At 41.0% G+C, this 22,352-nt stretch carries 12 protein-coding genes, 16 tRNA genes, 3 rRNA genes and 1 pseudogene; 31 read left to right on the top strand and 1 reads right to left on the bottom strand.

Annotated elements, in window-relative coordinates; all coding sequences use genetic code 11:
* Nucleotides 1–29 precede the first annotated feature (29 nt).
* The 29 genes and pseudogenes from cysE (at nt 30) to J0J33_RS00340 (ending at nt 18,786) form a co-directional block, all read left to right on the top strand.
* Nucleotides 30–629, top strand: a complete 600-nt coding sequence (gene cysE / locus J0J33_RS00480) for a serine O-acetyltransferase (RefSeq protein WP_003133482.1) — start codon at nt 30–32, stop codon at nt 627–629.
* Nucleotides 613–1,965, top strand: coding sequence for a cysteine--tRNA ligase (gene cysS / locus J0J33_RS00475; RefSeq protein ID WP_206887908.1), 1,353 nt, complete (start codon nt 613–615; stop codon nt 1,963–1,965). Before cysE ends, cysS begins: the two co-directional genes overlap by 17 nt.
* Entirely contained in the window at nt 1,958–2,359 is a 402-nt protein-coding gene (locus J0J33_RS00470) for a Mini-ribonuclease 3 (protein WP_017370584.1), read from the top strand. The genes cysS and J0J33_RS00470 overlap by 8 nt, the downstream gene beginning before the upstream one ends.
* Nucleotides 2,360–2,444: 85 nt before the next feature.
* Nucleotides 2,445–2,816, top strand: coding sequence for a DUF1033 family protein (locus J0J33_RS00465; RefSeq protein WP_017370355.1), 372 nt, complete (start codon nt 2,445–2,447; stop codon nt 2,814–2,816).
* A 142-nt stretch (nt 2,817–2,958) separates the two neighbouring features.
* On the top strand, nt 2,959–3,507 hold the full coding sequence (locus J0J33_RS00460) for a hypothetical protein (protein WP_206887905.1): 549 nt from the start codon (nt 2,959–2,961) through the stop codon (nt 3,505–3,507).
* Between the two features lie 154 nt (nt 3,508–3,661).
* Nucleotides 3,662–5,536 carry a tRNA uridine-5-carboxymethylaminomethyl(34) synthesis enzyme MnmG gene (gene mnmG / locus J0J33_RS00455; protein ID WP_206887902.1) on the top strand — a complete coding sequence of 625 codons (1,875 nt, stop codon included), beginning with the start codon at nt 3,662–3,664 and terminating at the stop codon, nt 5,534–5,536.
* Nucleotides 5,537–5,840: 304 nt separating this feature from the next.
* Nucleotides 5,841–7,389 (top strand): 16S ribosomal RNA (locus J0J33_RS00450).
* A 110-nt stretch (nt 7,390–7,499) separates the two neighbouring features.
* Nucleotides 7,500–7,572: transfer RNA gene (locus J0J33_RS00445), tRNA-Ala, on the top strand.
* Between the two features lie 166 nt (nt 7,573–7,738).
* Nucleotides 7,739–10,638: ribosomal RNA gene (locus tag J0J33_RS00440) — 23S ribosomal RNA — on the top strand.
* Nucleotides 10,639–10,836: 198 nt separating this feature from the next.
* Nucleotides 10,837–10,952: ribosomal RNA gene (gene rrf, locus J0J33_RS00435) — 5S ribosomal RNA — on the top strand.
* Together the 16S, 23S and 5S rRNA genes with 16 tRNA genes alongside form the textbook arrangement of a ribosomal RNA operon.
* A 4-nt stretch (nt 10,953–10,956) precedes the next feature.
* Nucleotides 10,957–11,029 (top strand) — tRNA-Val (locus J0J33_RS00430).
* A gap of 2 nt (nt 11,030–11,031) precedes the next feature.
* Nucleotides 11,032–11,104 (top strand) — tRNA-Asp (locus J0J33_RS00425).
* Nucleotides 11,105–11,142: 38 nt separating this feature from the next.
* Nucleotides 11,143–11,215, top strand: a tRNA-Lys gene (locus tag J0J33_RS00420).
* 46 nt (nt 11,216–11,261) lie between these two features.
* Nucleotides 11,262–11,343, top strand: a tRNA-Leu gene (locus tag J0J33_RS00415).
* 11 nt (nt 11,344–11,354) lie between these two features.
* A tRNA-Thr gene (locus J0J33_RS00410) sits at nt 11,355–11,427 on the top strand.
* Between the two features lie 70 nt (nt 11,428–11,497).
* Nucleotides 11,498–11,569, top strand: a tRNA-Gly gene (locus tag J0J33_RS00405).
* 17 nt (nt 11,570–11,586) lie between these two features.
* Nucleotides 11,587–11,660 (top strand) — tRNA-Arg (locus J0J33_RS00400).
* 41 nt (nt 11,661–11,701) lie between these two features.
* A tRNA-Pro gene (locus tag J0J33_RS00395) sits at nt 11,702–11,775 on the top strand.
* A gap of 28 nt (nt 11,776–11,803) precedes the next feature.
* Nucleotides 11,804–11,877 (top strand) — tRNA-Met (locus tag J0J33_RS00390).
* Nucleotides 11,878–11,892: 15 nt separating this feature from the next.
* Nucleotides 11,893–11,966, top strand: a tRNA-Ile gene (locus J0J33_RS00385).
* Between the two features lie 6 nt (nt 11,967–11,972).
* A tRNA-Ser gene (locus J0J33_RS00380) sits at nt 11,973–12,062 on the top strand.
* A gap of 7 nt (nt 12,063–12,069) precedes the next feature.
* Nucleotides 12,070–12,142, top strand: a tRNA-Phe gene (locus tag J0J33_RS00375).
* 3 nt (nt 12,143–12,145) lie between these two features.
* A tRNA-Gly gene (locus J0J33_RS00370) sits at nt 12,146–12,216 on the top strand.
* A 39-nt stretch (nt 12,217–12,255) separates the two neighbouring features.
* Nucleotides 12,256–12,329: transfer RNA gene (locus J0J33_RS00365), tRNA-Ile, on the top strand.
* Nucleotides 12,330–12,367: 38 nt separating this feature from the next.
* Nucleotides 12,368–12,455 (top strand) — tRNA-Ser (locus tag J0J33_RS00360).
* A 73-nt stretch (nt 12,456–12,528) separates the two neighbouring features.
* Nucleotides 12,529–14,415, top strand: coding sequence for a DNA primase (gene dnaG, locus J0J33_RS00355; protein WP_206887898.1), 1,887 nt, complete (start codon nt 12,529–12,531; stop codon nt 14,413–14,415).
* A gap of 35 nt (nt 14,416–14,450) precedes the next feature.
* Nucleotides 14,451–15,833 carry an RNA polymerase sigma factor RpoD gene (rpoD, locus tag J0J33_RS00350; RefSeq protein ID WP_017370526.1) on the top strand — a complete coding sequence of 461 codons (1,383 nt, stop codon included), beginning with the start codon at nt 14,451–14,453 and terminating at the stop codon, nt 15,831–15,833.
* A gap of 217 nt (nt 15,834–16,050) precedes the next feature.
* A complete protein-coding gene (locus J0J33_RS00345; RefSeq protein ID WP_206887895.1) occupies nt 16,051–18,297 on the top strand; it encodes an ATP-dependent Clp protease ATP-binding subunit in 2,247 nt (748 codons plus the stop codon).
* 55 nt (nt 18,298–18,352) lie between these two features.
* A pseudogene (locus J0J33_RS00340) lies at nt 18,353–18,786 on the top strand (HD domain-containing protein).
* 373 nt (nt 18,787–19,159) lie between these two features.
* Here J0J33_RS00340 and def read toward each other — a convergent pair.
* Complete coding sequence (gene def / locus J0J33_RS00335; RefSeq protein ID WP_017370260.1) at nt 19,160–19,786, bottom strand: peptide deformylase; 627 nt, start codon at nt 19,784–19,786, stop codon at nt 19,160–19,162.
* Between the two features lie 104 nt (nt 19,787–19,890).
* Between def and J0J33_RS00330 the strand changes: the two genes are divergently transcribed.
* Nucleotides 19,891–20,346, top strand: coding sequence for an RNA pyrophosphohydrolase (locus J0J33_RS00330; protein WP_019292956.1), 456 nt, complete (start codon nt 19,891–19,893; stop codon nt 20,344–20,346).
* Complete coding sequence (gene uvrB / locus J0J33_RS00325; protein WP_206887891.1) at nt 20,343–22,331, top strand: excinuclease ABC subunit UvrB; 1,989 nt, start codon at nt 20,343–20,345, stop codon at nt 22,329–22,331. The genes J0J33_RS00330 and uvrB overlap by 4 nt, the downstream gene beginning before the upstream one ends.
* Nucleotides 22,332–22,352 lie beyond the last annotated feature (21 nt).

Here is a 22,352-nt window from a genome sequence, read left to right as displayed (position 1 = left end):
CCTATAGATTTTTGCTATAATAAATGAATATGAAAAATAAAAAGAGAGGCTTTTGGCAGGAAGCCATCCGTGTCACTAAAGAAAATGATCCTGCTGCACGAACTGGGCTAGAAGTTCTCTTGACTTATCCGGGAGTAAAAGCTTTAGCAGCACATCGTTTTAGTCATTGGCTGTGGACACATAACTTTAAACTTTGGGCGCGTATGAATTCACAGTTTTGGCGTTTTTGGACACAAATCGAAATTCATCCAGGAGCAACGATTGCCCACGGAGTTTTTATCGATCACGGTTCTGGATTGGTTATCGGTGAGACAGCGATAGTAGAAACAGATGTTAAACTTTATCACGGAGTAACCCTTGGAGGAACAGGGAAAGATAAAGGAAAACGTCACCCTACGGTGCGTAAGGGGGCCTTAATATCAGCACACTCACAGCTGCTTGGTCCTATCGAAATTGGCGAAAATGCCAAAGTTGGTGCTGGTGCTGTTGTCGTAAGTGATGTCCCACCTGAAGTTACAGTAGTAGGTATTCCAGCAAAAGTTGTTCGAGTTAAGGGACAAAAAGACTCAGAGAAAATTTCGTCCATAGAAGAAAAAAGGGAGGCGAGCTACCATGCTTCACATCTATAATACAATGACAAGAAAAATCGAGGAGTTCCATCCTCTCGAAGAAAATAAGATAAAGATGTATGTTTGTGGTCCAACAGTCTATAACTACATCCATATCGGGAATGCACGATCTGTTGTTGCTTTCGATTTAATCCGTAGATATATGGAATACCGAGGCTTTGAAGTGATTTACGTCTCTAACTTTACAGATGTTGATGATAAAATTATCAAAGGAGCCTCTCAGGAACATCTTACACCACTTGAATTATCCGACAAATATATTGCCGCATTTTATCAAGATACAGATGCTCTCAATGTTAAACGTGCAACGGTAAATCCAAGAGCAACTAACTATATCGACAAGATGATTACCTTTATTCAAGATTTAATGGATAAAGGGTTCGCTTACGAAGCCGAAGGCGACGTCTATTTTCGTGTTGCAAAATCAAAAGGTTATGCTAAGCTCGCAAATAAAAATTTAGAAGAACTGCTGCAAGGCGCTTCTGGTCGAACAGATGAAGAAACAGTACGTAAAGAAAGCCCAGCGGATTTTGCCTTATGGAAATCCGCGAAAAAAGACGAAATTTCTTGGTCAAGCCCTTGGGGTGAAGGACGTCCAGGGTGGCACATCGAATGTTCAGTGATGAGCAGTGATCTTTTAGGGGATACTTTAGATATACATGCGGGAGGAGCTGATCTGGAGTTCCCTCATCATACCAATGAAATTGCGCAATCAGAAGCTAAAACAGGTAAAAAATTTGTGAACTACTGGATGCACAATGGATTTGTAAATGTCAGCGGTGAAAAAATGTCTAAGTCTTTAGGAAACTTTAAAACCGTGCATGAAATGCTCGACGTAGTAAGTCCAACAATTCTCCGCTTTTTCTTGGCTACGACTCATTATCGCCGACCTGTTAACTTTACAGATGAAGCCGTACAAGATGCAGAAAATAATGTCAAGAAGATTGAAAATGCTTACCGCAATCTTGAAGTAGAAGGTCAGGCTGACTTAGAAGTTCTTGCTAAATTCAAAGCAGAGTTTGAAACAGCAATGGATGAGGACTTTAATATTGCGAATGGTTTAACTGTTTTTTATAACTTTATCACTTGGGTAAATAAGGGAAATGGTGGATTAGAAGTTAAAGCCTTCTTTGAGGATGTTCTCTTAATTCTCGGTTTGCGTTTTGAAAATCAAGATACAAGATTAGATGCTGAAATTGAAGACTTAATCGAAGCAAGGCAAGCGGCAAGAGCAGCACGAGATTTTGCTCAAGCAGATAAGATTCGTGATGAATTAAAGGCACAAGGGATTGTGCTTGAAGATACTGCTCAAGGTGTGAGGTGGCATCGTGAATAAAAAAGATGCAGAGTTATTAAATGGTGTAGCACTCGCCTATATCGGAGATGCTGTTTATGAAGTTTTCGTTAGAGATTATCTCCTCGATAAAGGATTAACTAAACCAGGAGAACTTCAGCGACAAGCCACGCAATATGTTTCCGCTAAAGCACAGGCTGCCTTAATTCGTAAAATGGAAGACGTTGACTTTCTAACAGAAGAGGAACTTCTTTATTTCAAACGTGGGCGAAATGCGCACTCTAAAACAACAGCGAAAAATACAGATGTTGTGACTTATCGTATATCTACAGGCTTCGAAGCAGTCGTAGGTTTCTTACACTTGACTAAAAAGACCGAACGTTTAGAGGAGTTTGCTGCGTTTTGCATTAAGAATATTGACATATCTGTAAAATAGTGCAAAATATTTCTCAAAAGCATATTTTTTCGTTACAATACATAACAAGAGATGTATATTAAAGAAAAGAAGCTGGACAAGAAATATGTATAGAGTAATCACAATGTCAGGCTATGATGAACCATGGTGGTTTTTTGAAGACTGGCAAAAAGATATTCAATCAGTAGATGAATATGAAGACTTCTATCAAGCTTTGAAAAAGTACAAAAGTGAATGGCTAAAAATGGCAAAAAGCTATAAAGAATTTAAAAGCCAAGATGACCTTTTAGCTGCATTCTGGAGAAGTGGAGATGAGATCTGGTGTGAAGAATGCGCAGGATATCTCCAACGCTATCAAAGTTTGATGCTTTTAGAAGATTGGCATGTACTTCCAGTAGAGAAAAAACGCTGGGCGTATGGAAAATCTTCTGGAGAATTACCTCCTAAATTTTGTAATAAATTTTGGGATAAAAAATAATCAAGTATAAAAGACTTTTAGCCATTAAGCTAGAAGTCTTTTAATATCAAAAAGTCTCCAAGTAAAACGTTATTGAAGATTAAGTTATTTTGTTATAATTATTTTATAATCAAATTCTAATCGAAATGGAAAGGAGTTGTCCTTGAAAAAACTGCTTGTTATCACAGACGTTACATTAGTTCTTACTGCTGTTCTTTTAATTTTTGCTGTGAAACAGGATGAACATTCTGTTGTCGCGCCAACAATAGAGTTTGCGAAAGCAGACCAATACAGCCCAGCAAAAACAGTTAATATTGAGCAAATAAAGCTGGGGAATTTTGAAACTATTCATGGGGATTGGGTTAATTATGAAAGTGATATTGATGGCAGAAGAGCACGTGTTTTGGATTCAAAAGTGACGAAGCAGAAACGGGATTTTTATCTCCAATATGGAGGTATAAATGAACAAACAGGACAGATTTATTTGTGGATGTATTTGGAAGGTATTGCTCCTGAAAATGGTTCCCGGTTCGAAATATATCCTAAAGGTACACCTATTCCGGTCAAATTAAGGAACGGCACGATTGTTTATTCTGGCAAATATGATCCGACATCTCGAGAAAAAGACAGAATACTACCAGAAGGTTCAGCACGAACAGTAGAGGAACTTGCTTCGTTGGTCTTGTATCGTGATGGTGAAGCAATATCTTAAAAATAAACAGGAAAATACTCTTGAAAAAAATTTTGAAAAGAGTTAAAATAGTCCTATCATAAAAACTCGATGGTCAAGGCTCGGGAAGATATGTGCTTTTTAGCATGTATTTTTCACTGGCTTTGGCTTTTTGTTTTGTAAAAATGGAGAAATTATGGAATTTCAAGAAAAATATGATGTTATAGTGATCGGCGCGGGACATGCTGGTGTAGAAGCAGCTCTCGCTTCAGCTCGTATGGGCACCAAAACCCTTTTATTAACAATTAATCTCGACATGGTTGCTTTCATGCCCTGTAATCCTTCAATCGGAGGTTCTGCCAAAGGAATAGTTGTTCGTGAAATTGATGCCTTAGGTGGCGAAATGGGGCGAAATATTGACAAGACCTATATTCAGATGAAGATGTTGAATACCGGTAAAGGGCCTGCTGTCCGTGCCTTACGTGCACAAGCAGACAAGGCACTATATTCGCAAGAAATGAAGCATACAGTAGAAAATCAAGAAAATCTAACCTTACGTCAAGCTATGGTTGAAGAAATTTTGGTTGATGATGGAAAAGTAACAGGCGTAAAAGTTACAACGGGGGCGAAGTATGCTGCCCAAGCAGTTATTGTTACTACAGGAACTGCTTTACGCGGTGAAATTATCATCGGTGAGCTTAAATATTCCTCAGGACCAAACAATTCGCTAGCCTCTGTCGGCTTGGCTGATAACTTACGCAATTTGGGCTTTGAAATTGGACGCTTTAAAACAGGAACGCCGCCACGTGTACTCTCATCAAGTATTAATTACGATGCGACAGAGATTCAACCAGGGGATGAAAAGCCTAATCACTTTAGCTTTTTGTCAAAAGATGAAGATTACCTTACAGAGCAAATTCCTTGTTGGCTGACGTATACAAGTAAGACAACACATGAGATTATACAAGAAAATTTGCACCGTGCTCCAATGTTTTCAGGAATTGTCAAAGGTGTCGGCCCACGTTATTGTCCTTCTATAGAAGATAAAGTTGTACGCTTTGCAGATAAGCCCCGTCACCAACTTTTCTTAGAACCAGAAGGGCGGAATACAGAAGAAGTATACATCCAAGGTTTATCCACAAGTTTACCGGAAGATGTTCAGTTTGATTTGGTCCGTTCTATTCCTGGTTTAGAAGATGCAAAAATGATGCGTACTGGCTATGCTATCGAATATGATGTGGTATTACCTCACCAGCTCCGTCCAACACTGGAAACGAAACTAGTTTCAGGACTTTTCACTGCAGGACAAACAAATGGTACATCTGGCTATGAAGAAGCGGCTGGACAAGGTTTGGTTGCAGGAATCAATGCAAGTCTTAAAGTTCAAGGTAAAGAAGAGCTCATCCTTAAACGAAGTGATGCATATATCGGTGTAATGATTGATGATCTTGTGACTAAAGGAACTTTAGAACCCTACCGTTTACTGACTTCTCGTGCTGAATATCGTTTGATTTTACGCCATGACAATGCAGATATGCGTTTGACATCTATTGGACGAGAAATTGGCTTAGTTGGTGACGAACGCTGGGATGCTTTCCAAGATAAACTAACTTCTTACCAAACAGAGATTGCTCGTCTCAATAAAGAAAAACTTAAACCACTTGCCGATACGCAAGAAAAACTTGGGATGATGGGATTTGGGCCAATCAAAGATGCTTTGACGGGTATTGAATTTTTAAAACGTCCTGAAGTGAAGTATTCTGATGTAGTTAGATTTGTCGGTGAATCTTCTGAGAAACTTGATCGAACTGTTATTGAACTTATTGAAACAGAAGTTACCTATGAGGGATACATCAAAAAAGCAAAAGAACAAGTTGAAAAGATGCACCGTTTAGAAGCTAAACGCATTCCTAAAAATATGAATTGGGATGCATTAGACAGTATCGCAACGGAAGCACGCCAAAAATTCAAGAAAATAAATCCTGAAACTTTAGGCCAAGCGAGTCGTATTTCAGGAGTAAATCCTGCCGATATTTCCATTTTGATGGTTTATCTTGAAGGCAAAAGATAAAAAAACAGGAAACCAGACACAATGGTGTCTGTTTTTTTATAGTCTTTAAACGTGACAACGGCGGGGTTTTCCGAACGAGTGTAAAAAAAAGGGAGAAAAAGCACAGTTTATTCTTGACAGAACAAATTGAGTTTGATAGAATATAATAGTTGTCGCGAGAGAGCGTATCTCTTACGAGAGCGATAGACCTTTGAAAACTGAATAAAGTAGAATGACTATATGCGAGAAGTTAACTTCTTGTATACCAACTGTCAATTCAATAATGAAAGACAAAACAACAGCCAGTTCATTTGATGAACTAAATTTAAATGAGAGTTTGATCCTGGCTCAGGACGAACGCTGGCGGCGTGCCTAATACATGCAAGTCGAGCGATGATTAAAGATAGCTTGCTATTTTTATGAAGAGCGGCGAACGGGTGAGTAACGCGTGGGAAATCTGCCGAGTAGCGGGGGACAACGTTTGGAAACGAACGCTAATACCGCATAACAATGAGAATCGCATGATTCTTATTTGAAAGAAGCAATTGCTTCACTACTTGATGATCCCGCGTTGTATTAGCTAGTTGGTAGTGTAAAGGACTACCAAGGCGATGATACATAGCCGACCTGAGAGGGTGATCGGCCACACTGGGACTGAGACACGGCCCAGACTCCTACGGGAGGCAGCAGTAGGGAATCTTCGGCAATGGGGGCAACCCTGACCGAGCAACGCCGCGTGAGTGAAGAAGGTTTTCGGATCGTAAAACTCTGTTGTTAGAGAAGAACGTTAAGTAGAGTGGAAAATTACTTAAGTGACGGTATCTAACCAGAAAGGGACGGCTAACTACGTGCCAGCAGCCGCGGTAATACGTAGGTCCCAAGCGTTGTCCGGATTTATTGGGCGTAAAGCGAGCGCAGGTGGTTTCTTAAGTCTGATGTAAAAGGCAGTGGCTCAACCATTGTGTGCATTGGAAACTGGGAGACTTGAGTGCAGGAGAGGAGAGTGGAATTCCATGTGTAGCGGTGAAATGCGTAGATATATGGAGGAACACCGGAGGCGAAAGCGGCTCTCTGGCCTGTAACTGACACTGAGGCTCGAAAGCGTGGGGAGCAAACAGGATTAGATACCCTGGTAGTCCACGCCGTAAACGATGAGTGCTAGCTGTAGGGAGCTATAAGTTCTCTGTAGCGCAGCTAACGCATTAAGCACTCCGCCTGGGGAGTACGACCGCAAGGTTGAAACTCAAAGGAATTGACGGGGGCCCGCACAAGCGGTGGAGCATGTGGTTTAATTCGAAGCAACGCGAAGAACCTTACCAGGTCTTGACATACTCGTGCTATCCTTAGAGATAAGGAGTTCCTTCGGGACACGGGATACAGGTGGTGCATGGTTGTCGTCAGCTCGTGTCGTGAGATGTTGGGTTAAGTCCCGCAACGAGCGCAACCCTTATTACTAGTTGCCATCATTAAGTTGGGCACTCTAGTGAGACTGCCGGTGATAAACCGGAGGAAGGTGGGGATGACGTCAAATCATCATGCCCCTTATGACCTGGGCTACACACGTGCTACAATGGATGGTACAACGAGTCGCCAACCCGCGAGGGTGCGCTAATCTCTTAAAACCATTCTCAGTTCGGATTGCAGGCTGCAACTCGCCTGCATGAAGTCGGAATCGCTAGTAATCGCGGATCAGCACGCCGCGGTGAATACGTTCCCGGGCCTTGTACACACCGCCCGTCACACCACGGAAGTTGGGAGTACCCAAAGTAGGTTGCCTAACCGCAAGGAGGGCGCTTCCTAAGGTAAGACCGATGACTGGGGTGAAGTCGTAACAAGGTAGCCGTATCGGAAGGTGCGGCTGGATCACCTCCTTTCTAAGGAATATAAAAAAAGATGTTGTTCTACTTTATTCAGTTTTGAGGGGTCTATAAAGACCAAACAAGCAGTCTTTTGATGCAAGATAGAGAAGATTGCGTTGAGAGAAGGGGCCTTAGCTCAGCTGGGAGAGCGCCTGCTTTGCACGCAGGAGGTCAGCGGTTCGATCCCGCTAGGCTCCATAAGATACGAAAGTGTCTTGTCAACGAAGACGTTAAAATAGGAATTGATCATTGAAAACTAAATAACAATATCTTATAACGATAAATAAACCGAGAAATGGTAAAACATTTCTGTAAAGCTGCGAATTATTTTAAATAGTTCGAAAAAACTTATACTTGTTTTAATGGCAAAGTTAATAAGGGCGCACGGTGGATGCCTTGGCATTAAGAGCCGAAGAAGGACGTGACTAACGACGATATTCTAGGGGGAGCAGTAAGTACGCATTGATCCCTAGGTCTCCGAATGGGGAAACCCACTATGTTATGCATAGTATCCGTAAGTGAATACATAGCTTACGAGAAGGTAACGCAGAGAACTGAAACATCTAAGTACCTGCAGGAAGAGAAAGTAAAAACGATTTCCTAAGTAGCGGCGAGCGAACGGGAAACAGGCCAAACCAAGAAGCTTGCTTCTTGGGGTTGTAGGACTGCAACGTGGACTTAAAGTCTATAGAAGAATTACCTGGGAAGGTAAGCCAAAGAGAGTAATAGCCTCGTATTTTAAATAGACTTTATACCTAGCAGTATCCTGAGTAGGGCTGGACACGCGAAATCCAGTTTGAATCCGGGAGGACCATCTCCCAAGCCTAAATACTCCTTAATGACCGATAGTGAACCAGTACCGTGAGGGAAAGGTGAAAAGAACCCCGGGAGGGGAGTGAAATAGCACCTGAAACCGTGTGCCTACAAGAAGTTCGAGCCCGTCAATGGGTGAGAGCGTGCCTTTTGTAGAATGAACCGGCGAGTTACGTTATGATGCGAGGTTAAGCTGAAGAGGCGGAGCCGTAGCGAAAGCGAGTCTGAATAGGGCGCTTTAGTATCATGATGTAGACCCGAAACCTAGTGACCTATCCATGAGCAGGTTGAAGGTGCGGTAAGACGCACTGGAGGACCGAACCAGGACACGTTGAAAAGTGTTTGGATGACTTGTGGATAGCGGAGAAATTCCAAACGAACTGGGAGATAGCTGGTTCTCTCCGAAATAGCTTTAGGGCTAGCGTCGCAATTTAAGTGTATTGGAGGTAGAGCACTGTTTGGATGAGGGGCCCATCTCGGGTTACCAATTTCAGATAAACTCCGAATGCTAATACACATGTGCGGCAGTCAGACTGCGAGTGCTAAGATCCGTAGTCGAAAGGGAAACAGCCCAGACCACCAGCTAAGGTCCCAAAATATATGTTAAGTGGAAAAGGATGTGGGGTTGCACAGACAACTAGGATGTTAGCTCAGAAGCAGCTATCATTCAAAGAGTGCGTAATAGCTCACTAGTCGAGTGACCCTGCGCCGAAAATGTACCGGGGCTAAACATATTACCGAAGCTGTGGATTTAATATTAATTAAATGGTAGGAGAGCGTTGTAATCAGCGATGAAGGTATACCGTGAGGGGTGCTGGAGCGATTACAAGTGAGAATGCCGGTATGAGTAGCGCAAGATAAGTGAGAATCTTATCCACCGTAAGACTAAGGTTTCCAGGGGAAGGCTCGTCCGCCCTGGGTTAGTCGGGACCTAAGGCGAGGCCGAAAGGCGTAGTCGATGGACAACAGGTTGATATTCCTGTACTAGTATTGTTAGTGATGGAGGGACGCAGTAGGCTAAAGGGAGCCAGTTAATGGATTCTGGTCTAAGCAGTGAGGTGTGGAATGTGTCAAATGCATTTTCCTTTAACATTGAGCTGTGATGGGGAAGCAACTACGGTTGCGAAGCCCTTGATGTCACACTGCCAAGAAAATCTTCTAGCGTTTAATTCAATACTACCCGTACCGCAAACCGACACAGGTAGTCGAGGCGAGTAGCCTCAGGTGATCGAGAGAACTCTCGTTAAGGAACTCGGCAAAATGACCCCGTAACTTCGGGAGAAGGGGTGCTGTAGAAATACAGCCGCAGTGAAAAGATCCAAGCAACTGTTTATCAAAAACACAGCTCTCTGCTAAACCGCAAGGTGATGTATAGGGGGTGACGCCTGCCCGGTGCTGGAAGGTTAAGAGGAGGGGTTAGCTTAGGCGAAGCTCTGAATTGAAGCCCCAGTAAACGGCGGCCGTAACTATAACGGTCCTAAGGTAGCGAAATTCCTTGTCGGGTAAGTTCCGACCCGCACGAAAGGCGTAATGATTTGGATACTGTCTCAACGAGAGACTCGGTGAAATTTTAGTACCTGTGAAGATGCAGGTTACCCGCGACAGGACGGAAAGACCCCATGGAGCTTTACTGCAGATTGATATTGAGTACCTGTGAAGCATGTACAGGATAGGTAGGAGACTTTGACCTTGGGACGCTAGTTTCAAGTGAGTCGCTGTTGGGATACTACCCTTGCTTCATGGTTGCTCTAACCCACACGCATAATCGGCGTGGGAGACAGTGTCTGTCGGGCAGTTTGACTGGGGCGGTCGCCTCCTAAAGAGTAACGGAGGCGCCCAAAGGTTCCCTCAACATGGTTGGAAATCATGTGTAGAGTGTAAAGGTATAAGGGAGCTTGACTGCGAGAGCTACAACTCGAGCAGGTAGGAAACTAGGGCTTAGTGATCCGGTGGTACCGCATGGAAGGGCCATCGCTCAACGGATAAAAGCTACCCTGGGGATAACAGGCTTATCTCCCCCAAGAGTTCACATCGACGGGGAGGTTTGGCACCTCGATGTCGGCTCGTCGCATCCTGGGGCTGTAGTCGGTCCCAAGGGTTGGGCTGTTCGCCCATTAAAGCGGCACGCGAGCTGGGTTCAGAACGTCGTGAGACAGTTCGGTCCCTATCCGTCGCGGGCGTAGGAAATTTGAGAGGATCTGCCCTTAGTACGAGAGGACCGGGGTGGACTTACCGCTGGTGTACCAGTTGTTCCGCCAGGAGCACCGCTGGGTAGCTATGTAGGGAAGGGATAAGCGCTGAAAGCATCTAAGTGCGAAGCCCACCTCAAGATGAGATTTCCCATTCTTTATGAATTAAGAGCCCTGAGAGATGATCAGGTTGATAGGCTGGAAGTGGAAGTCCTGCGAGGGATGGAGCGGACCAGTACTAATAGCTCGAGGACTTTACCAAGTAATAGAACATATGAGTTCAGCTTTACTTATTTATCAAGAGATTGTTATTTAGTTTTGAGTGTTCAATACATTCAACTTTAGGCTTTTAGAGCCTGACCTTATGAAAATAGATAAGTTGAGAACCTGCGTGTGACGCAGAACCACAACTTCCTAATTTTCTACAGGTCAAAACGTCTCTAAAAGCACTAGACCATGATTTGGTATTCATTGCATAGGAGATACACCTGTTCCCATGTCGAACACAGAAGTTAAGTCCTATTACGCCGGAAGTAGTTGGGGGTTGCCCCCTGCGAGATAGGGTAAATGCCAAGTGATTGGGAGTTTAGCTCAGCTGGGAGAGCATCTGCCTTACAAGCAGAGGGTCAGCGGTTCGATCCCGTTAACTCCCATAGGTTCCGTAGTGTAGCGGTTATCACGTCGCCCTGTCACGGCGAAGATCGCGGGTTCGATTCCCGTCGGAACCGTTTCAAGTAGATAGACTTGAAAGGTAATAAAAGAAATAGACTCGTTAGCTCAGTTGGTAGAGCATTTGACTTTTAATCAAAGGGTCGCTGGTTCGAGCCCAGCACGGGTCATACTTTAACAATAGGTTGAGGTATAAAGCGTAAAAGAACTTGTCAAGCGGATGTGGTGAAATTGGCAGACACGCTAGATTTAGGTTCTAGTGCTTTAGGGCGTGGGGGTTCAAGTCCCTTCATCCGCATTTCTTTTATAGCCGACTTAGCTCAGTTGGTAGAGCATCTGATTTGTAATCAGAGGGTCGCGTGTTCGAATCATGTAGTCGGCATTCCTTTAACTGTTGGACCTAGTGTAGTGCAGCTAGAGGTATTTAGAAAGTTTTTCTTTCTTTAAGCGTTGCGAACGTAGTTCAGGGGTAGAACACAACCTTGCCATGGTTGGGGTCGCGAGTTCGAATCTCGTCGTTCGCTTTAAAATTAAATATTATGCACCCGTGGCTCAACTGGATAGAGTACCTGACTACGAATCAGGCGGTTGCAGGTTCGAATCCTGCCGGGTGCATTGATTTCTGAATGAAATCATGATGATAATGAACTTTATCTCGGGAAGTAGCTCAGCTTGGTAGAGTACTTGGTTTGGGACCAAGGTGTCGCAGGTTCGAATCCTGTCTTCCCGATTGATAGATTATTCTATCAGAAATTTTTGGCGGTGTAGCTCAGCTGGCTAGAGCGTTCGGTTCATACCCGAGAGGTCGGGGGTTCGATCCCCTTCGCCGCTATTATATTTTACAGCTGGATCTTTAGCTCAGTTGGTTAGAGCTCTCGGCTCATAACCGAGCGGTCGTTGGTTCGAATCCAACAAGATCCACTTTTTGGAGGATTACCCAAGTCCGGCTGAAGGGAACGGTCTTGAAAACCGTCAGGCGGGTAAAACCGTGCGTGGGTTCGAATCCCACATCCTCCTTTCCTTTGGCTCGGTAGCTCAGTTGGTAGAGCAATGGATTGAAGCTCCATGTGTCGGCGGTTCGATTCCGTCTCGCGCCATTTGCGGGTGTAGTTTAGTGGTAAAACCTCAGCCTTCCAAGCTGATGTTGTGAGTTCGATTCTCATCACCCGCTTAAAAATTTTCTGGGATATAGAAGATTTTTTAATAATTTGGGAGCATAGCTCAGTTGGTTAGAGCACTGTGTTGATAACGCAGGGGTCCGAGGTTCAAATCCTCGTGTTCCCATAGATGTTTATAATATCTATATATTGTGAATAACTGGTGGGGAGTTACTCAAGAGGCTGAAGAGGACGGTTTGCTAAATCGTTAGGTCGGGAAACCGGCGCGAGGGTTCGAATCCCTTACTCCCCTTCCGTACAACGACTATTGTTGAATAGTCGTTTTTTATGCTTTATGTAGAATGTTTAAGATGAGAGGGGGTTATATGGCTTTTCTTACGAACGAAGAAGTAACCGAGTTAAAAAATCAGGTAAATATTGCTGATTTAATTTCACAATATGTGCCTCTCACTAAGTCTGGAAAGAATTATTTAGGGCTATGTCCTTTTCATGGGGAAAAAACACCAAGCTTTAATGTCAATGCTGATAAAGGGTTTTATCACTGTTTTGGTTGCGGAAAATCTGGCGATGTTATTGATTTTATAAAAGATTATAAACAAGTTGGTTTTGTGGATGCAGTAAAAGATGTTGCGAGTTTTGCTGGAATTACCTTAAATATTGATAATGATTCTACTGCAGAAAAAGATAATCCTCATGCAATGCTTTATGATATAAACAATCAAGCTGCACGGCTTTATAACATTGTTTTGACTTCGACAGAAATTGGTGAAAAAGCTCGGCTTTATTTAGAAAAACGTGGGATTACTTCTGAGATTATCAAGCAGTTTAATATCGGCTTAGCACCAGACGAAAACGATTTTATTTTTAAAAATCTCTCTGGAAAATTTGATGAAGGTGTTCAAGCGAATTCCGGGCTTTTCAACTTTTCAAGTAACAAGGTTTTTGATGCTTTTCAAAACAGAATTATGTTTCCACTCAAAAATGAGTACGGGCATGTTGTGGGATTTTCAGGCCGAAAATGGCAAGAAAATGATACAAGTAAGGCAAAGTATATTAATACAAGTGCAACAAAAATCTTTGATAAATCTTACGAGCTTTATAATTTGGATAGAGCAAAACCAGTTATTTCCAAAACACGTGAAGTTTACTTGATGGAAGGTTTCATGGATGTTATTGCAGCTTATAAAGCGGGTGTATATAATGTTGTGGCGACCATGGGAACTGCCTTAACTGATAAACACGTAAAGCGTTTAAAAAAAATAGCTAAAAATTATGTTCTTATCTATGATGGCGATCAGGCAGGTCAAAATGCAATATATAAAGCAATTGATTTGATTGGTGAAGAGAAGACACAGATTGTTCGTGTTCCAGAAGGCTTGGATCCAGATGATTACAGTAAAAAATATTCTTTAGAATCATTAGCTGGTCTGATGGAAAACAGCAGGATACAACCGACAGAATTTCTGATTGATTATTTGAAACCTGAAAACCTTTCAAATCTGCAAAATCAATTGGATTTTATTGAGCAAATGGCGCCTGTTATTGCAAGGGTTTCGTCAATTACAGCACAGGATGCTTTTATAAGAAAATTAGTTGAGATTTTACCTGATTTCGAGTATAATCAAGTAGAGCAATCTGTCAATTTAAAGCGTGAAAACGTCCTTAAATCAAGGGCAGAAGCGGGAAATTTTGAAGAGAGTTTTGGGAGCTTTTCGGAAGAAGATTTTTCGAATTATCCTGATTCTGGTTTTATTGCAACGGAGCAAGATTATTATGGTGATTTTCCTTCTGGTCAAGAGGCTGCTAAAACTGTACAACAGCCGCAACTTCCAAGTTTATCACGAAGTGAACGGGCAGAGGAACAACTGTTGAATCGCATGATTTATCATCAAAGTATTCTTCAAAAATTTGCGGAGGATGAAACTTTTCGCTTTGTCCATCAGCGTTACCAGAAGCTTTTTGATAAAATCATACTTGAGGTTATGAGTTTTGAAGAAATTGATCCTTCTCACTTTGGCACCTCATTAGATGCCGATGAGAAAAATTTATTTTATCAAATCCTAAGTCTTGATTTGCCAGATGAGACAAGTAGTCAGGAGCTCGAAGATTTGGTGGCCGTTTTTGCAAAGGAAATGGAGCAAATAAAGTTTAGTGAATTGCAAAAACAACTAGAGAATGCCCAAAAAGTAGGCAACAAGGAACGTGAGCTGGAACTCACAATCCAAATCATTAATCAGAAGAAAAAAATATAAGCTATTGCTTATATTGTTCATTGGGGAGGATTAAATTGGCAAGTAATAATAAAAAAAGAATCAGTCAAATTGCAAAAGAAACTGGAATCACTAACAAAGCTTTAATCGCAAAAGCACAAGAGCTTGGTATGGCGGTTAAATCGCATTCAAGTTCTATTTTTGAAGCTGAAGAAGCAAAACTCCTTGCGGCAATGGATTTTAAACCAATTATTGTTGAAAAAGTTGATGTGGAAGAGTTAAAAGAAAAAGGTTCTAAACATGTAACTTCTGTTAAAGAAAAAGCGGCCAAGAAAATCGATATTAAAGATTCGGATACTTTTGACAATAAGGCTTTTGATAAAGCAGTAGCAGCTTATATTACAAAACGTAAACCTCTCGAAGAAGCTTTAGATGATGAAATTACAGATGAGCTTGTGGTGAAGTTTGGTTTGGAAGCCGAAGCTATCGAAGATTTGCTTCAACAAATCCAAGATGCAGGTATTTCTATTGTTGATAAAGAAGGAAATCCTAGTCCGTTAGCTTTACAAGCCGAAGAAGAAGAAAAGCTTGATGATAATGCAATGGATGAAATCGTGACAAATGTCCGTATTGATGATCCTGTCCGTATGTATCTTAAGGAAATCGGACGTTATCCATTGATTTCGCTTGAAGAAGAAACAAAACTTGCGGAAGCTATCGTGGCAGGTGGTGATGAAGCAGAATTTGCCAAACAAATGCTTGCGGAAGCCAATTTACGTTTGGTTGTTTCAATTGCAAAGCGTTATTCTGGACGAGGGATGCAATTCCTGGATTTGATCCAAGAAGGAAACATGGGACTTATGAAAGCTGTGGACAAATTTGACCATACGAAAGGTTTCAAATTCTCAACTTATGCGACCTGGTGGATTCGTCAAGCAATCACACGTGCGATTGCTGACCAAGCACGTACAATTCGTATTCCTGTCCACATGGTCGAAACAATCAATAAGTTAATCCGTGTACAACGTAATCTTTTACAAGAATTAGGTCGTGATCCTTTACCAGAAGAAATTGGTAAAGAATTGCACATGACACCTGATAAAGTTCGTGAAGTCTTAAAAATTGCGCAGGAACCTGTATCATTGGAAACACCTATTGGTGAGGAAGACGATTCACACCTTGGAGATTTCATTGAAGATGATGTGATTGAAAGTCCGGTAGACTATACCAACCGTATCTTGCTTCGTGAACAGCTTGATGAAGTTATGGATACCTTAACGGACCGCGAAGAAAACGTATTGCGTATGCGTTTTGGACTTGATGATGGACGTATGCACACACTTGAAGATGTTGGTAAACAATTTAAAGTGACACGTGAACGTATTCGTCAAATTGAAGCGAAAGCGATTAAAAAGTTACGTCATCCTCGTCGTAGCAAACCATTGCGTGACTTTATGTAATATAAAAAACTCTCTCGACAGATGTCGAAGAGTTTTTTCTTATAATTGAAAAAGAATATAGTACAAAAGATTTGATAAATTTGAGAGAAGTGATATAATAAAAATTATTAAAGGTCAAAAAAGGTCAAACTTTAAATAAAAGAAGCCAGACATGATTCTTTAATTCTAAAAAAATAAGTTAAAATAAAGAAAAGACGTAACCACAAAGGAGGAAGAGATGCTCTGCCAAAATTGTAAAATAAACGAAGCGACAATTCACCTTTATACAAATGTGAATGGCCAGCGTAAGCAAGTGGATCTATGCCAAAATTGTTATCAAATTATGAAATCAGGTGGTCAAGAAAGCTTGTTTGCTGGAGCTACAAATATTTCGAATAATGATGATCCCTTTAATCCATTTCCAGATATTTTCCAAGCCTTACATGGTAATGATCAAGGTCGGACAATGACACCTCCAACACAAGCGGGTGGTCGAGGTCCAGGAGGTCCACAAAACCCTCGGGGAAGTCAAGCACCTAAAGGACTTCTTGAAGAATTCGGAGTCAACATTACTGATGCTGCACGTCGTGGAGAAATAGATCCTGTTATTGGACGAGATTCTGAAATTACACGTGTTATCGAAATTTTGAATCGTCGAACAAAAAATAATCCTGTTCTTATTGGTGAACCTGGTGTTGGTAAAACAGCAGTTGTTGAAGGCTTAGCCCAAAAAATAGTTGATGGTGATGTACCACAAAAACTACAAAATAAAGAAGTTATTCGTCTTGATGTTGTCAGTCTCGTCCAAGGTACTGGTGTGCGCGGGCAATTTGAAGAGCGTATGCAAAAACTGATGGAAGAGATTCGTAAACGTGATGACGTTATCCTCTTCATTGATGAAATTCATGAGATTGTGGGCGCAGGCTCTGCTGGGGAAGGAAATATGGATGCTGGAAATATCCTTAAACCGGCTTTAGCGCGTGGAGAACTCCAACTTGTTGGAGCAACAACCCTCAATGAATATCGAATTATTGAAAAAGATGCAGCGCTTGAGCGCCGGATGCAACCTGTTAAAGTTGATGAACCTTCTGTAGATGAGACTATCACAATCTTACGTGGTATTCAAAAACGTTATGAAGATTATCATCATGTAAAATACTCAGATGAAGCAATCTTAGCTGCTGCAAATCTGTCTAACCGTTATATTCAGGACCGTTTCCTTCCCGATAAAGCAATTGACTTGCTGGACGAAGCGGGTTCGAAAAAGAATCTGACACTCAAATTTGTTGATCCTGAGGACATAAAGAAACGTATTGAGCAAGCAGAGGTGCAAAAAAACGAAGCCATGCAACGTGAAGATTTTGAGAAAGCGGCCCATTTCCGTGATCAAATCGCTAAGCTTCGTGAGCTTCAAAGTCATGAAATCTCAGATACTGACATGCCAAATATCACAGAAAAAGATATTGAAGCAATTGTTGAAGAAAAGACACATATACCTGTAGGTGATTTGAAAGAAAAAGAACAAACACAGCTCATTAATCTAGCTGAAGACTTGAAAGAACATGTTATCGGGCAAGATGAAGCGATTGATAAAATTTCTAAAGCTGTGCGTCGTTCGCGTGTCGGACTTGGAAAGCCTAATCGTCCTATCGGTTCATTCCTCTTTGTTGGACCTACTGGTGTAGGGAAGACCGAACTTGCAAAACAATTGGCTTATGAGCTTTTTGGCTCAAGAGATAGCATGATTCGCTTTGACATGTCGGAATACATGGAAAAACATAGTGTGGCTAAGTTGATTGGTGCTCCTCCAGGATATGTGGGGTATGAAGAAGCAGGTCAGTTGACAGAACGTGTGCGCCGTAACCCATACAGCTTAATTTTATTGGATGAGATTGAGAAAGCTCACCCGGATGTAATGCATATGTTCTTGCAAATTCTTGATGACGGGCGTTTGACAGATGCGCAAGGTCGTACAGTTTCCTTCAAAGATGCCATCATCATTATGACATCGAATGCTGGTACAGGTAAGGTTGAAGCAAGTGTTGGTTTTGGCGCTGCACGTGAAGGACGTACGAATTCAGTGCTTGGAGAGTTGGGTAATTTCTTCAGTCCAGAATTCATGAACCGTTTTGATGCTATCATTGAATTCTCAGCATTGAGCAAAGAAAACTTGCTTAAGATTGTAGATTTAATGTTGGATGAAGTAAATGCTCAAATCGCTCAAAATGATATTCATCTTGACGTCACACAGGCGGTTAAAGAAAAACTCGTTGATCTGGGCTACGATCCGAAAATGGGAGCACGCCCATTACGTCGTACCATCCAGGATAATATCGAGGATGCTATTGCTGATTTTTATATCGAGCATCCTGAGTATAAAGAATTACTTGCAGACTTGGTTGATGATAAGATTGTTATTGTGAATAAGCCTGAAGAAGTAAAAGACACAGCGGATACATCTGATAATGAAGATGAAGAGAAATAAAAACAAGATAAGACCGGTTGATGGTCTTATCTTGTTTTGTTAAAGTAAGGTAAATATGAAAAATACAAATCAACTTAAACAAGAGATAAAAACTTTTTTATTAGAAAAGGAATGTTATGCAACATATAACCATTGCATAACTGTTGGTGACAATGCTGAAGAAATAGGGCATGCATTTCTAAAAGAAGCAGAAAGAGAGCAAGTAAAAATAGCAGGATACTTACATGATATTTCTGCTATTTGTCCCACCATACTACCTTGAAGAAAAAATTTTCAAAGGTTGATTTAGTTTTATTTGTGGCTGACAAAATAAGATGGGATCAAGAAGGACAACCTCCTTATCCAAAGGAAATCACTCAGGCGCTAAATTATTCTTTTGAAGCAGCAGCCTTTGCTTATATTGATTATATTTTGAAACACGATATAAAAGTTATTCATCCTTGGCTTTTAGAAGCTTATGAATTTTTAAATCTGAGAAGAATTGGTTAATGAAAAAACTTTATCTTTGGTGCATATTCCTTATATTTTTCGTGCTAATAAATAACTAAAAATACTTTTAGGGGGAATATTTATGCTCTGGAGAATTTTAAATGAAGAAGATATGGCTCGGAAATATGATCAAGAAACGTCTTCAAAATACACAGCCTTTAATCAAGTCAATAATTATTTTATTGGAGCAATTAGTGGATTTGTGATAATAATCGCTCTCCCCCTCATATATTTTCCTTTTTTACCCTGTTTACCTCATAATAACAATTATCCTTAATGTTCAAGACTATAGGATAAGAAAAAGGAAACTTGAAAAATTATTAAAATAAAAAAGAATAAGCTTTTTAGACTTATTCTTTTTTATTGGGGGAAATTATTGGACAATCAGAAGTCCATCTTTGACAGCCCAAGGTTCTTTTTCATTGATGTGATCGTAGAACATTATACCATTTGTATGGTCGATCTCATGTTGGACACACATTGAAGGGAAATCTTTCAGACGAATCTTGTGTTTCTCACCATTTTTGTCATAGTATTCTACAGTTACACGCGCGTGACGGATAACCAGACCAGGGACTTCACGATCGACAGAAAGACAACCTTCACCAGACTCAATAGCTGCATCTTGAACAGAGTGACTTACAATTTTAGCATTATACATGATTTCTGCCAACTTATAAGCTTCTTTAGGTGCAACTTCATTACCATTTTCATCTACTTCTGGATCGTTAGGGATAAGGACAGCGATAATTTTTTTGGCAATATCGAGTTGATTGGCTGCTAAACCAACACCTGGACGGAGCTGCATTTTTTCCGCCATTGCTGGATTTTGTGAATTACGGAGAAATTCCATCATTTTTTCGCCTAGAATGATATCTTCATCAGACAAGGGTAAGCTTACTTCATCAGCAACAGTACGTAGCGTTTCGTTTCCTTCACGGACAATATCGTCCATGCTAATCATATGACTTGCTTTGATTAATTTTTCTTGTACAGACATTTTTTTACTTCCTTGATATATTATTACTATTAGTTAATTATATCATAAATTTTCAGTCAAAAATGTTAAAATTGATTAAAGAGAAGGTTTATAAGGGGGCAGAAATGAAAACTTATAGAAAAAATACAGCAGCAATCATTTTGAATGCAGAAAATGAAATTTTACTCTTTCAACGTGCAGATTTGCCACAAATTTGGGGTTTCCCACAAGGAGGAATTGAGACAAGTGAAACCCCTGAACAAGCCGTGGTAAGAGAACTTGAAGAAGAGATTGGTACGCAAGATTTTGAAATTATAGGGAAATATCCAGAACTTTTACGTTATGACTTTCCAGAAGGTATGACTTTTCCTGATTGGAGATATGATGGGCAAGAACAACAGTATTTTCTTATCCGACTTTATCCCGAGGCTTCTATAAATGTAAAAACTGGTCATCCTGAGTTTATCAGCTATAAGGCTGTGCCTTTTGCAGATATTGATTTTAATACATTTAGTTTCAAAGCCGATGTATACCGAAAGGCCCTCGCTTATTTTAAAAAAGAATTTAAGGAAATAAAATGATAGAACGTATAACAGATAATAAATTTGATCTGGTCAGCAAGTATGAACCAGCTGGAGATCAAGGACAAGCTATTGAGACGCTTGTAGAAAATATTGAAAATGGTGAAAAAGCGCAAATTTTACGGGGGGCTACTGGTACAGGTAAAACATATACCATGAGCCAAGTTATTGCGCGGACAAATAAACCTACCTTAGTTATGGCACATAATAAGACACTTGCGGGTCAGCTTTACAGTGAATTCAAAGAGTTTTTCCCTAATAATGCTGTCGAATATTTTGTCAGTTACTATGATTATTACCAACCTGAAGCTTATGTGCCTTCTTCAGATACTTATATTGAAAAAGACAGTTCTGTCAATGATGAGATTGATAAACTACGTCATAGTGCAACAAGTTCCCTTTTAGAGCGTAATGATGTCATTGTCGTTGCTTCTGTTTCATGTATTTATGGTTTGGGTTCTCCTAAGGAATATCAAGATAGCGTCGTCAGCTTACGTCCTGGACTGGAAATTTCTCGTGATAAATTACTCAACGATTTAGTGGGCATCCAGTTTGAACGTAATGATATCGATTTTCAACGTGGTCGTTTTCGTGTACGTGGTGATGTTGTGGAAGTATTCCCAGCATCACGAGATGAGCATGCTTTTCGTGTTGAATTTTTTGGTGATGAAATTGACCGGATCCGTGAAATAGAAGCCCTGACAGGACAAGTTTTAGGCGAAGTAGACCATCTTGCTATATTCCCGGCTACTCACTTTATGACTAATGACGACCGTATGGAAGAGTCCATTGCCAAGATTGAAGCAGAACTTCAACAGCAATTAAAGGTCTTCCGTAGTGAAGGGAAGCTCCTTGAAGCGCAACGTTTGGAACAAAGAACCAACTACGATATTGAAATGCTACGTGAGATGGGCTATTGTAATGGTGTCGAAAACTACTCGCGTCATATGGACGGCCGTACCGAAGGGGAACCACCTTTCACTTTACTTGATTTCTTCCCTGATGATTTCATGATTATGATTGACGAAAGCCACATGACGATGGGACAAGTAAAGGGAATGTATAATGGTGACCGGGCGCGTAAAGATATGCTGGTTAATTATGGTTTCCGTCTGCCTTCAGCCTTGGATAACCGTCCGCTTCGTCGGGAAGAGTTTGAAAGTCATGTGCATCAAATTGTCTATGTTTCTGCCACACCTGGTGACTATGAAATGGAGCAAACAGAGACAATCGTGGAGCAAATTATACGTCCTACAGGTCTTCTCGATCCTATCGTGGAAGTTCGGCCAATGATGGGGCAAATTGACGATCTCTTAGGAGAAATCAATGCGCGTGTTGAAAAAGATGAACGTGTTTTTGTAACAACCTTGACGAAAAAGATGGCTGAAGATTTAACTTCCTATTTCAAAGAAATGGGTGTAAAAGTTAAGTACATGCACAGTGATATCAAAACTTTGGAGCGAACAGAAATTATTCGTGACTTGAGATTGGGTGTTTTTGATGTATTAGTGGGTATTAATCTTTTACGTGAGGGGATTGATGTGCCAGAAGTTTCTCTGGTTGCTATTTTGGATGCGGATAAGGAAGGTTTCTTACGTAATGAGCGTGGCTTGATTCAAACCATCGGACGTGCTGCACGTAATTCTAATGGACGTGTCATCATGTATGGTGATAATATTACACAGTCTATGCAACGTGCAATGGATGAAACGAGTCGTCGTCGTGAAGTTCAAATGGCATATAATGAAAAACATGGGATTGTGCCACAAACCATTAAGAAAGAAATTCGTGATCTGATTTCAATTACGAAACGTACCGAAAGTGGAGAAGTTGAAGAAATTTCAGCTGAAGCAATGACGAAAAAAGAACGTAAAGCATTACTTAAAAAGCTGGAGAAAGAAATGGCGGAAGCTGCAGGAGCGCTTGACTTTGAATCAGCTGCGCAGTTACGAGACATGATTTTGGAAATTAAGGCTTTAGATTAAATAAAAAAAGAGCACCTGCTC

It is taken from the genome of Lactococcus sp. LG1267, from assembly GCF_017309545.1.
GTDB lineage: Bacteria > Bacillota > Bacilli > Lactobacillales > Streptococcaceae > Lactococcus > Lactococcus petauri.
The sequence above is the reverse complement of the archived record's forward strand: the minus strand, read 5'-3'. Positions and strand labels throughout refer to the sequence as shown.